This is a genomic window from Pseudomonas sp. H3_A02, assembly GCF_054671965.1.
Genome location: NZ_CP162807.1, coordinates 3,906,799 through 3,920,178, shown reverse-complemented (window position 1 = coordinate 3,920,178; position 13,380 = coordinate 3,906,799). Strand labels below are relative to the sequence as shown.

At 58.3% G+C, this 13,380-nt stretch carries 17 protein-coding genes; 6 read left to right on the top strand and 11 right to left on the bottom strand.

Going from position 1 to position 13,380, the window contains the following annotated elements; all coding sequences use genetic code 11:
• Window positions 1-28 precede the first annotated feature (28 nt).
• The 4 genes from AB4N80_RS17565 to AB4N80_RS17550 all read right to left on the bottom strand — a co-directional run bounded on the left by AB4N80_RS17565 (window position 29) and on the right by AB4N80_RS17550 (window position 1,306).
• A complete protein-coding gene (locus AB4N80_RS17565; protein ID WP_305467340.1) occupies window positions 29-295 on the bottom strand; it encodes a hypothetical protein in 267 nt (88 codons plus the stop codon).
• A gap of 65 nt (window positions 296-360) precedes the next feature.
• Window positions 361-612: a hypothetical protein gene (locus tag AB4N80_RS17560; RefSeq protein WP_305467342.1), complete on the bottom strand. Its 252-nt coding sequence runs from the start codon at window positions 610-612 to the stop codon at window positions 361-363.
• 28 nt (window positions 613-640) lie between these two features.
• On the bottom strand, window positions 641-859 hold the full coding sequence (locus AB4N80_RS17555; RefSeq protein ID WP_109753023.1) for a hypothetical protein: 219 nt from the start codon (window positions 857-859) through the stop codon (window positions 641-643).
• A gap of 42 nt (window positions 860-901) precedes the next feature.
• A complete protein-coding gene (locus tag AB4N80_RS17550) occupies window positions 902-1,306 on the bottom strand; it encodes a hypothetical protein (protein WP_460078087.1) in 405 nt (134 codons plus the stop codon).
• A gap of 245 nt (window positions 1,307-1,551) precedes the next feature.
• Between AB4N80_RS17550 and AB4N80_RS17545 the strand changes: the two genes are divergently transcribed.
• The 5 genes from AB4N80_RS17545 to AB4N80_RS17525 all read left to right on the top strand — a co-directional run bounded on the left by AB4N80_RS17545 (window position 1,552) and on the right by AB4N80_RS17525 (window position 4,867).
• Window positions 1,552-1,746, top strand: a complete 195-nt coding sequence (locus AB4N80_RS17545; protein WP_109753025.1) for a hypothetical protein — start codon at window positions 1,552-1,554, stop codon at window positions 1,744-1,746.
• Window positions 1,743-2,069: a low molecular weight protein tyrosine phosphatase family protein gene (locus AB4N80_RS17540; protein ID WP_305467345.1), complete on the top strand. Its 327-nt coding sequence runs from the start codon at window positions 1,743-1,745 to the stop codon at window positions 2,067-2,069. Before AB4N80_RS17545 ends, AB4N80_RS17540 begins: the two co-directional genes overlap by 4 nt.
• A 36-nt stretch (window positions 2,070-2,105) precedes the next feature.
• On the top strand, window positions 2,106-2,399 hold the full coding sequence (locus AB4N80_RS17535; RefSeq protein WP_122565710.1) for a hypothetical protein: 294 nt from the start codon (window positions 2,106-2,108) through the stop codon (window positions 2,397-2,399).
• Window positions 2,400-2,437: 38 nt separating this feature from the next.
• Window positions 2,438-3,004 (top strand): DUF6630 family protein, encoded by a 567-nt coding sequence (locus AB4N80_RS17530; RefSeq protein ID WP_122565711.1) that lies wholly within the window; start codon window positions 2,438-2,440, stop codon window positions 3,002-3,004.
• Window positions 3,005-3,100: 96 nt separating this feature from the next.
• A complete protein-coding gene (locus AB4N80_RS17525; protein WP_354337097.1) occupies window positions 3,101-4,867 on the top strand; it encodes a S8/S53 family peptidase in 1,767 nt (588 codons plus the stop codon).
• Window positions 4,868-4,931: 64 nt separating this feature from the next.
• Here the strand turns inward: AB4N80_RS17525 and AB4N80_RS17520 are convergent, their stop codons facing one another.
• The 3 genes from AB4N80_RS17520 to AB4N80_RS17510 form a co-directional block, all read right to left on the bottom strand.
• Window positions 4,932-5,645 (bottom strand): class I SAM-dependent methyltransferase, encoded by a 714-nt coding sequence (locus AB4N80_RS17520; protein ID WP_460078085.1) that lies wholly within the window; start codon window positions 5,643-5,645, stop codon window positions 4,932-4,934.
• A 73-nt stretch (window positions 5,646-5,718) separates the two neighbouring features.
• Entirely contained in the window at window positions 5,719-6,261 is a 543-nt protein-coding gene (locus tag AB4N80_RS17515) for a dihydrofolate reductase family protein (RefSeq protein WP_122565714.1), read from the bottom strand.
• A 753-nt stretch (window positions 6,262-7,014) separates the two neighbouring features.
• Window positions 7,015-8,265 (bottom strand): MFS transporter, encoded by a 1,251-nt coding sequence (locus tag AB4N80_RS17510; RefSeq protein WP_460078083.1) that lies wholly within the window; start codon window positions 8,263-8,265, stop codon window positions 7,015-7,017.
• A 102-nt stretch (window positions 8,266-8,367) separates the two neighbouring features.
• On the opposite strand from AB4N80_RS17510, the gene AB4N80_RS17505 reads away from it, so the two are divergent.
• The gene (locus AB4N80_RS17505) at window positions 8,368-9,336 is read left to right on the top strand and encodes an AraC family transcriptional regulator (RefSeq protein ID WP_460078082.1); all 969 of its coding nucleotides are present in this window, start codon (window positions 8,368-8,370) and stop codon (window positions 9,334-9,336) included.
• 204 nt (window positions 9,337-9,540) lie between these two features.
• Here AB4N80_RS17505 and phnA read toward each other — a convergent pair whose 3' ends face one another.
• From phnA to AB4N80_RS17485, 4 genes are read right to left on the bottom strand one after another with little or no spacing between them, the layout of a single operon-like run.
• Complete coding sequence (phnA, locus tag AB4N80_RS17500) at window positions 9,541-10,791, bottom strand: phosphonoacetate hydrolase (protein ID WP_122565721.1); 1,251 nt, start codon at window positions 10,789-10,791, stop codon at window positions 9,541-9,543.
• Between the two features lie 33 nt (window positions 10,792-10,824).
• A complete protein-coding gene (phnE, locus tag AB4N80_RS17495; RefSeq protein ID WP_122565722.1) occupies window positions 10,825-11,634 on the bottom strand; it encodes a phosphonate ABC transporter, permease protein PhnE in 810 nt (269 codons plus the stop codon).
• Window positions 11,627-12,400, bottom strand: a complete 774-nt coding sequence (locus AB4N80_RS17490) for a phosphonate ABC transporter ATP-binding protein (protein WP_460078080.1) — start codon at window positions 12,398-12,400, stop codon at window positions 11,627-11,629. The genes phnE and AB4N80_RS17490 overlap by 8 nt, the downstream gene beginning before the upstream one ends.
• A gap of 1 nt (window position 12,401) precedes the next feature.
• Window positions 12,402-13,283, bottom strand: coding sequence for a PhnD/SsuA/transferrin family substrate-binding protein (locus AB4N80_RS17485; RefSeq protein WP_122565724.1), 882 nt, complete (start codon window positions 13,281-13,283; stop codon window positions 12,402-12,404).
• Window positions 13,284-13,380: the final 97 nt, after the last annotated feature.

The following is a 13,380-nucleotide window of genomic DNA, read 5'->3' as shown; positions in this document are numbered from 1 at the left end:
CTGGCACCCATCCAGCAGAACACTGTCGTTAACTTCCTTGGACCAGACTATCCCTGACAAAGCCGATGCCACAATGCTCGCAGTAAAAACCCGACACTAGCTGTTGCAGCGGCGGCGGCTTCAACATTTCAGGTTTACATTCATCAATAGCCAGTTGATCCGTACGCCGATAGCCTGCTTTTTCTTCGCCGTTGAAGCGTTTCTTCGGGCTTGCTGCGCCGATCAGCAGCTCTTTCGGCCGAACGTGTTGAGCGTTTCCACAGCGTGGGCACAGTTCAGGTTCAATGGGCTGCAAGGTAATGTCCTATCAACAAAGCGGTGGTTTTTGAAGGGCAGAAGCATCCGTAGCGCAGGAGCTACTCAGAGAGTCGGCTCAGTCATAATAAGCCGTATGCGCTGCCATTCACTCCAGCAGTCCTCCGCAACGATATCTCTCAGGCCTCGGTCACTCTCCATCTGCAATGCGACGTCAAAAGGAACGGCGATACAAGTAGCCCCATCACGTATGGCAAGCACTTCTGCCTCCGAAAGTGGCGAGCCTTTGTTTGTTTCGGCATCTTTGAGTAGCAACGCAAGTGCGGGGATAAATACAGCGCAAAGCTGATCGGTCATGGTTATTACCTCGTCGAGACGCCAGGGTTTACTTGATCTCAAATAGCCTCGAAATCACAGCCCGCGCCTTTTTTCCATCAGCTTCGTGAAGCCCGGACAGATAGGACTGGTCGTCTAGTTTGTGCAGTTGAAAATAGTTGTAGAACGCTTGGCCGAATCGTTGCTGATCAAACGCTCCCTGACCCCAGAGGCTGAGAAAATCGTTGTAGGTGGCATACTCGATTTCCAGTTTCGGATTCCTGTCCATCTCTACTCGTCTCATTTATTCAATCAGGCATGGTGCCAATGCTTACCTGACAAGTGTCGGCAAACCTCTCCCAATGCTGTGCAGAATCCGCTCTATCTCCGGCCGAGTGTATTTCTCCCAAGGGCACACATCCGCCGAATCACCTCTGTGCCGGTACTCTCCGACGTCAAATGCTAGGTATATCGAAAATGCCGGCTCTGGCATCGGCGCCTGCATGGATACATCCACGATAGCGACGAACAACGCATTCATGACCTCATCGCAAAATTCAAAGTCTTGAGTATTTGAAGTGAAGCTCTCGGCCACCGCAATCGTGACCTGATTCAAGAGACTGCAGACATCGACCTGCAGACGCTCACAGATGGCGTGCACGTTGATGTTCAAGCCTTCTTCGATGGCTTCCAGCATCACGGTATGAAGATCTGCATCGCTCAGGTCTTTGGTCATAGATTCAAGCACCGGTTAATCGACTCAATCAGGAACGGAACGTGATCACAGACTCAATCCTTTGATATCTAAAAAACCGGATTCTACACAGGATATGAGGTATGTCGTCGGTGATTGCCGTTGACCATAAGCGAGCGCGACCAATATCAGGAACAACAATCTAGCCACGGCCCCGATTCATGCTTATCCTATCCACAACTCGTATTACCGCGGCTGCTGAACCCGGTACTCACGAGGAAATGACCATGGAAAGAACTCGCGCCTGGAGACGTACCCAGGCCCGTAAACACGGCAATGACAAACCGGCTCGTCGGCTGGAATTCAAGCCGGAAAAAAACTGGAAGCTGATGTACACCCGTGCCGACAAGCTCGCCAGGGCACGTCAGCTTGGCATGAGCTATCCCATCCGCACGACTCGCCAACTGTTGGATCAAGCATGACAAACCTCCTGTTCGTCTGCAGTCGCAACCAGTGGCGCAGCCCCACGGCGGAAGCGATCTGGCACCGCCGTCCGGGCTTCAATGCTCGCTCGGCGGGCACCAGCCCGAACGCACGCAAACCCATCGGCCCGGCGGATATTCGCTGGGCCGATATCATCTTTGTCATGGAACGAAAACACCTGAATCGCCTGCAAGCCGAATACACCCGCCTACTTCAATACAAACGGATCCACTCCCTGGATATACCCGACGACTTTCGCTACATGGATCCTGAGTTGGTGGACATGCTCGAAAGCGCAGTGACGCCCTATCTCACTGCCTGACGCCAGTGGTCAATCAACAACCGGGATCGAAACACCATGGATGAACGCCAAGCAGCCATCAAGAACAAGATCCGCGCCGTGGTGACGAGTAACGAATCCGACGAGATCACCTATCGATCAGAGTGGCTCGGTTACCTGCCCTTCCCGGTTTTTCATTGGATTGAATACCAGGGTGAAAGCTTTTCCAGCGACTTCCCCTTTGATTGGACCCTTGAGGATCTGGTGAGCCTTGAGCGGACGGGATTCTTGGAAACACTGGAAGCTTACGAAAACCCGGAAGACCCTTTTGATCGGGATATCAGGTATCGCGTTCACGTGGAATGCGTATAACGGTAGGCTGAAGGAAATGGACAAACCAAGGAAAGGAAATGGGCATTCTTGATCGCTTGTTCGGCGGCCGCTTTACCCTGCCGCCACCGGAGGAAACAACTGTCAGCGACGCGGCGATCATGCGGGAGCTGCATCCCTATCGCGCCGAACTCAAGACACTTGTTCAAACCATGCTGGCCCGCATGCCAGAAGGCGAACGCGCCAGGCTGGTCAGGCGTGTGATGCGCCTATACGGTTCGGGCCAAGAGCCGGCTACTGCGCTGGTGGAAGGATTGCTGGATGCAGACCGGGGCCAGAAGCTCGAACACCTGGCTTTGCTAGGTGTCGACTGGAGAGGCTTTGATGGTTTCGAGTATCTGGTGCCCTATCTGGTCAGCGCCAGCGGGGTAAAAGAAGTTTATCCCTACCGCTATGAGGGCACTCTGTCGATGTCGGAGACGCTGGCGAGTTTCGACCAATGGCTGGTGGCATTCGACAAACGCTACCTGCACCTGGACTCCGGTGGCGATGAATATGTCGGGTTCATCGCCGATGCGGACCAGGTCGAAGCCATGATCGAACTTGCACGCCAGGCAGGTGTTGAAGTGCGCCTCGAGAGCTTCTGAACCGGAACGGGTCTTCGCTGAGTAGCGTTATCCCGCTGAACGAAGCGAGCCACGTAACAGTCGGAGCAACAAGACCCTCGGCAAAGAAACCTGGCCATGCTCCTACGATCCACTGCCCTCGCTGCGTTGTTCACCTTGGCTGTCGGCACGGCGACCGCGGCGCCGGAACCGCTGCGCCTGGAAAGTCTGAAACGCTGCGGCGACCTGCTGCAAAGCCAGCACCAGGACTGGTGCCTGACAGCGCGCGGAATGGGCGATGGAGCGCCGCAACTGAAGCTAGGGGCAAAGGCGATACCCGCAGACACGGTCCAGCGCGAAGGGGAAAACCTGCGCGTGCGCCTGGACACCGCCGATTACCAAAGCGGCCCGCTTTGGCTGGAGGACGGTCCACGTACCAGCAATGCCGCCTGGCTGACCCTGCGCAACAGTCACGTACTGGCCGCCGGGCCGGACGAAGTGGCGAAGAACATGGACGGCCTGACCACCTACGTCGACCTGGTCAGCATACTGATCGAGGAAGACCGAGATGGCCGTCAGGAAGCCGAGCGCCTGGCCCGGAAGTACGGCGCGAAAGTGGTCGGCAGCATCGCGCCCCTGAACCTGTACCAGCTCCGCCTGCCGGCCAAGGATCTGGTGCAGCGTGACGCCTTGGTGCTGCGTTTGGGCAGCGAGACCAGCGTAGATGCCGTGGTCACCGAGGAGTCCTCGGCCGAAGAAACCGAACAGGCCCCTGCCCAGACTGAAGAACCGAAGAAACCGGCCCTGGACTCCGACGAATGGGCCGCCAACCGCTTTCTCGATGCGGTGAACTACTACCAACGACGCATTCCCGGACGACAACCGCCCATCCAGCCGCAACCGGTGCGCATCGGCCTGATCGAGCGCGATGTGGACTTCGACACGACGGATTTCGCGGACTACCTCGGTGCCTGCTCGCCACCGCGCACCTGTGTCTACGCCCGTGATGCAAACAAACCGGACAACCACGGCACGACTGTCGCCGGCATCCTTGCCGCACGCTGGGACGACAGCGGCAACACCGGCTTTCTCCGTGGCCTGGACAAGGCCAGCGGTGGCTTCGAGGTCATCGTCGAGCGCAATTCCGATGCCGGGATCACCGCCAACATCGCCGCCTCGGTCAACCTCGTGGAAGATGGCGTACGCGTGCTCAATTGGAGCTGGGGCATCCACCGCGTCGGCGCCAAGGATATCAAAGGCGATGACGTCGACTCGTTGCTACGCTCGGGCCTCGCCATGGGTGGCTACGAAGAACTGCTGGAAGAGTTTTTCCTTTGGCTGCGCAAGGAACATCCCGACGTCATAGTGGTGAATTCCGCCGGCAATGGATCTTCGTTCTCGGGCAGCGATGAATACCGCCTGCCCTCCTCCTTCATTACCGAACAATTGCTGGTGGTCGGCGGACACCAGCGCAGCGATCACACCGGCGTCTCCGTCGACGACCCGGCCTATGCGGTCAAACGTAGCTCCTCGAACATCGACATGCGCGTCGACATCACCGCCGCCGCGTGCACCCACGCCTCGACGACCAACGCCGGCCAGGACAGCGCCGTGCATTGCGGCACGTCCTACGCCACGCCCATGGTCGCGGGCCTGTTGGCGGCGATGCTGTCCATCAACCCGCAACTGCAACCCGAGCAGTTGCGCATGCTGCTACGCCGCAGCGCCATGACCATCGGCGATAACCACGATTTCGAACAGATGGACGCCGAAGACCTCACCGCGCCCATCCTGCCGTCGGAACGTCGTTACCAACTCAACGACAAAGACGTCGGCCGCTCGGCGCGACTGGACATGCAAAAGGCCCTGGATTTGGCTGCGCAAAGCCGTGATCGCGTGCGTTGAAAGTCAGGTGGACTGCACCAGCCAAAAAAAGCAGGGGCTGGGCCGCTGTGCCGGAAGGTCACGGCTAACTCAAGACCATGTCTGCCTTGCGCGGGCAAAACCACCCATGCATCAGCCCCGCCTGGAAGAACTGCACCGGAGCCTCGAACCCGGCCGTCTCGATGAGGGCGGTGACCTGCTGTGGCGGCAGTATAGCCACGTCTCGGGCGTAGGCAGCACGGGCTCTCTCCAGCATTTGCGGCTCGACGCCTGCAGAGGACATCAATGTCATCCAGTTGCGTAACAACGCCTCATACGCCGGTGAATCGATGTCAGCGGCGAGATCGACGGATGCCAGTACTCCGCCCGGCTTAAGCCGACGGGCGATCTCGTGGAAGAACGCGATGCGTGCTTGTGGCTCGAGCAAAAACTGAGACACCAGAAAGCAGGTAGCACCGTCATGGCCAGACTCGGCAGGCAGCGAGTCGAGGTAACCTTGGTGAAAGCTGCAACGCGAAAGGAAGCCTCCTTGTACCGCTTTCTGCCGGCAGATATCGAGCATGGTGCCCGAGGGGTCGACGGCAGTGAAATGCCAACCGGGGCAGCGCTTGGCCAGGTGGGCCAGTTCCGCACCGGTGCCCACGCCGACACAGAGAACCCGGGCATTTTCCGGTAACTCAGCGAAGAGAGCATCAAGCAAGGTGTACAGGGCGTCACGAATGGGTGCCATCCCCGCCCATTGCTTATCGTAGCCGGCTGCCTGCTGGTCGAATAAGGCCTTGAGTTCTTCATCGCGCATGGAGCACCTTCCTTTTCGTCGTGATGGGATGTACCGCGATGGATGCGGCGACGCGTCCAGTATCCCAGGGCTGTCAAGTCCCACCGGTGGTTCGGTAGGTGGATTGCACCAATCCCGAAGGAAAGCTGCGGCTGGATACGAGTTTCAAATCCAGATCCCGCTCAAGCCCGCCAAACAATGGCCGCCCTGAGCCAATCAACACGGGGATGGTAGTGAGCACCATATCGGTGACCAACCCTTCGCGCAGGAACGACTGCACCACCCGCCCACCATCTACATAGACACGCTGCACGCCTTGGCCCTCCAGCTCCGTCAGCAATTCCTTGGGGGCCAGGTTGGAGAAACGCAACTTGCCCTTCAACGCCTCGGGCACCGGCGATTCGGCCAACTGTTCGGACAGCACCACCACGGGCCGGTCGTAGAACCAGGTGTCGAAAGTCCGCACCTTCTCATAGCTCCCGCGGCCCATCACGATGACGTCCTTGTCGGCAATGAAAGCTGAATAGCCGTGGTCCTCGGAGGGGTCGTCGCGCTGTAGAAGCCAGTCGATGTCACCGTCGGGCCGGGCGATGAAGCCATCCAGGCTAGTGGCGATGAAGACATGGACGGTAGGCATTGGGGGGCTCCTTGGTCGTAATGGGTGTTGGGGTGTGATCGTGAGGTGAATGGTATCGATTCAGATGCGGATCGAATGTTTGATCAGGCGGCGGTTTCGGCCAAAAGCATGAAGGTTTGCCTGGACACGAACGCACCCGGCTTGCTCAGCGACGCCACACCCGTCCGTCATCGCTCACCACCCAAGGTGATTGATCAGCAAGAATACGCACCCCGCCGACCCAACGCTCTGCTGGCGCGTAATCGAGCCAGTTGATATGTCCGCGCAGCATTTGCTCGCCCAAGACAGTAATACGAACAAGGCGCCTCTGCCATTCGCCTCCCGACTGTTCGGACACCAGGGGGTATGGCGCATCGATCAACGGTCGTAGCAGCGCATGGAACATCTCCTCACCGAGCGAGCGTCGTTGCAACCAGAGCCAGGGGAGCAAGCTAGCAGTGGATCAGCTACTGCCCTGGCAATTTGAAGCGTGCCGGCCATAAGGCTGAAAACCGCTATCGCCCGTTTTTGATTGTGTTCAGACTTCGGATTTTGGAATAACTCTGCGAGGCTTCGAACATACGCGACCAGGCCCTCTTCATAGGGTTCCTTTGTCGGATCTGGCTGGCGACCTATTTCAGGCAATAAAGCCGCAGAAGACATCCGTCCTCGTATCCCTTCAGGTGTGATGTGTTCAGATATCGCCGAATGGCATCTTCGATTCAATTCACCGATTGAAGGAAAGCTAATCGTTACTGAATATACAAAGCCGGATCAAAGGTGCAGTGCCGGCCTGACCTGGGCACCGCCACCAGCAGAAGGAACCCGGACACGCCACGCAATCAGCAACGCGGCCAGCAGCATCAGCACGGCCGCCGCTACGAATACGCCTGCGCTGCCACCGAGGCTGAACACCGCACCGCCAGCGGCGGCGCCTGTTGCGATGGCCGACTGCACAGAGGCCACCACCATCCCCCCGGCGCTTTCCGCCTGATCAGGTATTGCGCTGGCGACCCAGTTCGACCACGCCACCGGCACACCACCAAAGGCCAGTCCCCAGACCGCCAGCAGTACCACTTGCCCCGGCACCGAGGCCGGCAACAGCACCAACGCCAGTGCGGCAACGCCCACCAGCGCGGGCATCAACACCAAGGTGGCCAGAGGATGACGCTCAAGCAGCCACCCGGCCAACAGCGTGCCGCCGAAGTTCGCCACACCGAAACCCAGCAGCATCAGCGACAGCCCTTGCGGGCCGATGCCGGTAGTGCCCTCGAGAAATGGCCGAACGTAGGTGAACATCGCGAAATGGCCGCTGTGCACCAGCACACAACCGAACATACCCATGGCGATGCCCGGGCGTCGCAACACTTCGAGTACGGTGCGCAGGCGTGCCGGCGTGCGCGGCGCAAGGCGCGGCAGCGTGAACGACTGGAAAGCCAGGGTCACCACACCGACCGCCGCCGCTGCAAAGAACGCGCTGCGCCAGCCATATAAGCCGCCCAGGTAACTGCCCAGCGGGACCGCAACCACCGTCCCGACGGCAATGCCGCTGAAAATAATCGAGAGCGCTCGGGGCAACAACGCCCCCGGTACCAAGCGCATCGCCACCGCTGCCGCCATGCTCCAGAATCCGCCGAGGGCGATACCCAGCAAGATACGCATCACCAATAGCACCGCGAAACTGGAGGAAACGGCGACCAGAAGATTGGATGCGATCATCAACGTGGAAAAACCCAGCAGCACCCAGCGGCGGTCGATACCGCGGGTCAGGCCTGGCACCAACAAGCCCGCGAACAGTGCCACCACGGCTGTCACCGTTACCGCCTGTCCCGCCAGCGCTTCGGACACGCCCAGATCGGTAGCCATCGGCGTCAACAGGCTGGCCGGAAGGTACTCAGCGGTGAGCAATCCGAACACACCCATTGCCAACGAGAACACTGCCATCCACGCAGGGGTTGCAGGTTCCATATCCAGCGCGGCGCCGGGACGGTTGTCGGATATGGCATTACAAACACAGTCATTCATTGCACGGATCTCCCAATCTTAATCGCGACCCGCAGTCTAGGCGCGGGAATCTGGATGATCTATGATCGAAAACCTCAATTTTTTGACCAAAACACCTGAACGATGCCTACCGATCAGTTTGCCCTCTCCTCGGATCTCATCAATGAGCTGCTGCGCGGTATGCGCCTGCGTGGCGTCGAATACCGACGTATCCAAGCCGGTCCAGCCTTCGGCCTGGGCTTCGCTGACAAACCCGGGCATGCGTGGTTCCACTTCCTGGCGGTCGGCAATGCGGTGCTGCGGATGGAGGACGGGACAACGTACGCACTGTCTGCCGGCAACGCCGTATTCATCGCCCATGGCGCGGCTCACCAACTGCTTTCCCATACGGACGTGCCTGTTCAGGACGTCGACCGTTTGGATGGCGCCCCCCTCGGTGATGCCGTCAGCGCGGTGGAGACCGGAACCGATGCCGGCCCCACGCCGAGCACCCTTTTGTTCAGTGGCTGCATGGAATTTGAACTGGGCAGTATCCATGGCCTTGGCCGGCTGATGCCGGGTCTGATGCTGATCGATGCCGGCGGCCAGCGTTATCCCGGGCTGGTGCCTATCCTGACCACCATGGAACGCGAGGTCAGCGCCGCACGTATCGGCTTCGCCGGCATCCTCGCGCGTCTGGCCGACGTGGTGGCCGCCATGGTCGTCCGCGGCTGGGTGGAGTGCGCCTGCGGTAATGCCTCTGGCCTGGTCGCCGCATTGCGCGATCCACGCTTGGCCGGTGCGCTTCTCGCGCTCCATCAACAACCGGGGCGCGACTGGACCGTTGCGCAACTGGCGGAGCAATGCAATACCTCGCGCTCGGTCTTCGCGGACCGTTTCCAGGTGACGATTGGCATGGCCCCGCTGCGCTACGTCACCGAACTGCGGATGCGGCTTGCGAGCCAGTGGCTGACGCTCGAAAGGCTGCCGATTGAAGAGGTGGCGCAGCGCCTGGGCTATACCTCTCAGGCCGCGTTCAGTCGCGCATTCAAGCGCATTACGGGAAAGACGCCTGGATTGAGTCGTCAGTCGAGGCAGTCGGTTGTTTCGTGAAGTCGAGCGGAAGTCGTGGGTGAGTCGTATGGATGGAGCGGCCTTTGCACTGTCGCGTGCCTTTGGCGGCTTTCGGCCCAGAAGCGGACTCTGAGCCACATCGTTTCTCGGCCAAAAGCAGACGCTCACGTGCGGCTTGGGAGTTTTACAGCGGGAGTAAGGTGTGTCATCAAGCTAATTGACACACCAGTCAATCCGCAGAGACTACTGCGTGCCATTAATAGCAAAGTCGAAGATTTGGTAGCTCTTGATTTCGCTGCAAGCGACTTGCTGACGGTATTCTGCATTCAATGGTCGGTTAAGAATGAATGGAACTCGCGTTTCTGAGACGCCGCCATGGGTTCGCAGGCGGTTGCCTTTCAAGCCCTCTAGGTCATGCAGCTTGGCAGAGCTGCCGATGCAGACATCTTTTCTCGAAACCACTACCACATCCGCCTCGCGATCTTCCGGCAGCTCGAACAGTCGGCATGCGGTTTTCTTATCCAAGGAGAGATCAACCCCGTCGATTGCCGCTACTCGATCAATGACCGCTTGAGCGCTGACATTACCTCGTGTCCAAACCCGCACAAACCCGCCGAGTGCACCGTGGTGGGCAACAAATGCATCGGTGATGGGACAGATCACTGTGGTTTCGCCTGGTCCAAATTCAGCATCGAGAATATCTTGTAGCCAGATTACATTCGGTTCACCGTCTTCGGTGCTTTTGTCACTCATGCCGTGATCGGCAATCAGTCCCAACACAATGTCTTCGTTTACCAGCCGGCCGAAGGCATCGTCCAATGCTTGATAGAACTGCCGAGCCTGGTCCTGATCGGGTGCCCACTTGTGTTGAACGAAGTCTGTCAGTGAGAGATACATCAGGTTCGGGCGGCGGTCTTGAAGCAACTTGATCCCCGCTTCCAATACGAATAGCGAAAGCTCCATTGAGTACATGTCAGGCTTGGGCATGCCGACATACTCCAATACGTTTTCAATACCGTTTTCCGCAAGCGTACAACGGTCGGCGAATTCCGATGAGAACGACACATGACCCTGGCTGACATCCAGACCTTTGCCCAGTTGGCGGCGCAGTTTGTCCTTGGCAGTAATGGTCACCACCTTGGCACCTGAGTCGGCAAATCCGGCCAGAATGGTTTCTCCGCGCAGCAGTTCAGGGCCCGTCATTACGACCGGTTGCCAGGTGTTGGTATCCAGGTAGTAATTGCCGGATATACCGTGCTTGGCCACAGACGTCCCAGTAATGATCGACATGTTGTTTGGGCAAGTGAACGAAGGCATCGACCCCATGGCTACCGTGGAGTAACCCTCTTCAACAAACCGCTGGATATTGGGTACCGTCCCCTCTGCCAGAAACTGGTGAAGATACTCCGGGTCGCCCCCATCGATGCACACCACTACGACGGGGCGTTCAGGTTGACGGTAGGATTTCCCATTGATGGTGAGAGTGCTGTTCATGATGACTCCTTTTGAATAATTCGAATGAGGCGTTCAGCGGCGTTTTTTAAGTAACGCTACGCGCGCGCGGGACGAGAGTTTTTCCACCGTCAGAACCAGCAGGAACACCAGCAGAATGATGGTGGCGGCTTGGTCGAAGCGGAACATCTCCATTGCCGTAGCGAGTTCCGCACCAATGCCGCCGGCGCCTACCAGACCCAGTACGACGGAGGCTCGCACGGATTTTTCAAGGGCGAACAGGCTGGTATTGATAAGGCTCGGCATTGCCATCGGCAGCGCGGCGCAGACCACTATCGATGCGCGCGGCGCCCCGATGGCGGTCAATGCTTCGGGCGCCCCGTCATCAACCTCCTCAATGGCCTCGGCAAAAAAACGCGCGCAAAAGCCCACAGTGTCCATTACCAAGGTCAGCGTGCCGGCAAAGGTGCCCAGGCCCACGGAAGCAACGAAAAACAGCGCCCACGCCAAATCCGGAACGGTTCGGATAAAGCTCACCACGCTGCGAACGAAGGAGCGCACCAACGGATGCGGGGTGTAATTACGCGCCATCAGCACCGCCAGGGGCAGGCTGATCAACACGCCAAGTACAGTACCGACCAACGCCATCTGGAAGGTGACCAGCACTGCCACCAGCATTGGACTTATGCGGTCGGTGGCGGGTGGCACCATTTCTCCGGCAATCTTCGCCATGTTCGGCAAACCGCTGAGCAGTTGTGGCAACGACAGGCCCGCCGCCGAGACTGACCAGCAGAACAACGCGATAAAGCCCGCGAACAGCAAGGCTGAAATCAGTGAGGGTCGCTCGAAACGAGATGGCAGGCTGGCCGTGGGTTTCTCACTCATACATGCCTCGCAATTGCTGAACGCTTAACTGCTGGCTCACCGCATCCAGATGCAGTTTGCTGTCGCGCAGTCCCAGTACGCGGTCGGCGTAGTGCAAGGCGTGATCCAAGTGATGGGTGACGAATACCAAGGTCAGGTTCTGGCTACGCACTGACTCCGAGAACACCTGCATGACGTCCTCTCCCGCTTGTGGGTCAAGGCTGGCGACAGGCTCGTCGGCAAAGATCATTTTCGGCTTTTGCATCAATACGCGAGCAATAGCGACTCGTTGTGACTGCCCGCCCGACAGTTCGCCGGCATAGCGGCCACTCAAGTGCCCGAGATGAACTTGCTCCAGGCAATGCATGGCGTAGTCGCGGTGTTCGCGAGTGGCGATGGAGTGGAACCACAAACGCGGGGTACGCGAGTAGGCCATTGCGCCGTGCAACACATTTGTCAACACCGAAAGGCGGCTGACCAGGTTGTGTTTTTGAAACACAAAGCCCACCTGCGCGCGAGCTTTTGCCAGCGGCCTCAGGCCCAGGCCAGTGACGCTCTGCCCGGCAAATTCGACGCTGCCGCTGTCTGGTTCTACAAGCCGCATGCAGCAACGCAACAGGGTACTTTTGCCAGCGCCGTTTCCGCCCACGATGGCGACCCGCTGACCTCGGGGGACCTCGAAGGAAACGTTGGACCACACTGGTGTTGGAGCGCCTTCAAACTGCTTGCTCAGGCCACTTACCCGCAATGCGGTGTTCATAATGTTCGGATGTGCCAAGGCATTCATGTCACTCACCTATGAAGTCAGAAAATTCCGGATACCCCACAGTGCTAAACATCGAGCGCACCACGTTGTAGTCCTTGTCAGCGATAGCGGCGAGAAAGCGCATGCCCTGATAACGTTTTACTTGCTCCGGACCTTGGCTGATGCTGTTGATCAGCGCTGACGAGTTATCCACGATCGCCTTGCGTAAACCCGCAACCGTTTCGGCGGGAACATGTTCACCAGCCATCAGCAGATCGCTCGGCAAATCACCGCTGCGTGCCAGTACTCGGAAGGCATTACGTTGGTCTTGCGGCTCCTGCGCAATAAAGGTTTCGTAGTCCGAGCGCCCCATGCCCATGGCGTTCAGGTCGCCACCTTTAAGCCCCTCCCACGCTAAGCGCAAATTGGTGCTAGTAACACTGACGTCTTTGAGCGGATCGAGGTTGGCATCGGCGAGTAACTGCATGGGGCCGAGGTAGCGCGAGGTCGAACCGACCGGCCCCATGCCAAGGCGCTGCCCCTTGAGTTCTTGCAGAGAAAACAGCGGGCTATCGGCTCTAACCACGATCATTGAGTAGTAATTAGGTCGATATAAGCCCGCTACCACTGTGGCATTCGCACGCTTGTGCATCACCACATACTCCGCCGGACCCGCCAGAACAAAATCTACTTTTTTGAAGCGAAGAGCCTCTAGGGCGGCAGTGCGATTGGTAACAGGCAAAAAATCAATGCTCAGCCCACTCGCACGCTCCAACTCGGCTTTAAACGGACCAAATTCGCGCTGTAGTTCTTCAAGCCCGACAAGGTCAGTGACGGCGAGCTTGACGGACTCTGCCTGGGCGACCAGAGAAGTGCCGGTAAGAGCAAGCGCCATTACGCCGGTGTGCAGAAGCTTTCGAAACATGGTCGGACGTCCTTAAAAAGTTTGCGGGGAGTAGGAGCATCCTAGACGCTATTTATTGCATATTGTTGACAATATGCAAATCTATTGGAGGTTTGGT

Bases quoted from the DNA above. Each gene is read 5' to 3' on its own strand.
- AB4N80_RS17485 (WP_122565724.1), bottom strand. From the start codon at position 13,283: ATGTTTCGAAAGCTTCTGCACACCGGCGTAATGGCGCTTGCTCTTACC.
- AB4N80_RS17530 (WP_122565711.1), top strand. From the start codon at position 2,438: ATGGGCATTCTTGATCGCTTGTTCGGCGGCCGCTTTACCCTGCCGCCA.
- AB4N80_RS17490 (WP_460078080.1), bottom strand. From the start codon at position 12,400: ATGAATGCCTTGGCACATCCGAACATTATGAACACCGCATTGCGGGTA.
- AB4N80_RS17525 (WP_354337097.1), top strand. From the start codon at position 3,101: ATGCTCCTACGATCCACTGCCCTCGCTGCGTTGTTCACCTTGGCTGTC.
- AB4N80_RS17545 (WP_109753025.1), top strand. From the start codon at position 1,552: ATGGAAAGAACTCGCGCCTGGAGACGTACCCAGGCCCGTAAACACGGC.
- AB4N80_RS17505 (WP_460078082.1), top strand. From the start codon at position 8,368: ATGCCTACCGATCAGTTTGCCCTCTCCTCGGATCTCATCAATGAGCTG.
- AB4N80_RS17550 (WP_460078087.1), bottom strand. From the start codon at position 1,306: ATGACCAAAGACCTGAGCGATGCAGATCTTCATACCGTGATGCTGGAA.
- AB4N80_RS17535 (WP_122565710.1), top strand. From the start codon at position 2,106: ATGGATGAACGCCAAGCAGCCATCAAGAACAAGATCCGCGCCGTGGTG.
- phnE (WP_122565722.1), bottom strand. From the start codon at position 11,634: ATGAGTGAGAAACCCACGGCCAGCCTGCCATCTCGTTTCGAGCGACCC.
- AB4N80_RS17510 (WP_460078083.1), bottom strand. From the start codon at position 8,265: ATGAATGACTGTGTTTGTAATGCCATATCCGACAACCGTCCCGGCGCC.
- AB4N80_RS17560 (WP_305467342.1), bottom strand. From the start codon at position 612: ATGACCGATCAGCTTTGCGCTGTATTTATCCCCGCACTTGCGTTGCTA.
- AB4N80_RS17515 (WP_122565714.1), bottom strand. From the start codon at position 6,261: ATGCCTACCGTCCATGTCTTCATCGCCACTAGCCTGGATGGCTTCATC.
- AB4N80_RS17520 (WP_460078085.1), bottom strand. From the start codon at position 5,645: ATGCGCGATGAAGAACTCAAGGCCTTATTCGACCAGCAGGCAGCCGGC.
- AB4N80_RS17540 (WP_305467345.1), top strand. From the start codon at position 1,743: ATGACAAACCTCCTGTTCGTCTGCAGTCGCAACCAGTGGCGCAGCCCC.
- phnA (WP_122565721.1), bottom strand. From the start codon at position 10,791: ATGAACAGCACTCTCACCATCAATGGGAAATCCTACCGTCAACCTGAA.
- AB4N80_RS17555 (WP_109753023.1), bottom strand. From the start codon at position 859: ATGGACAGGAATCCGAAACTGGAAATCGAGTATGCCACCTACAACGAT.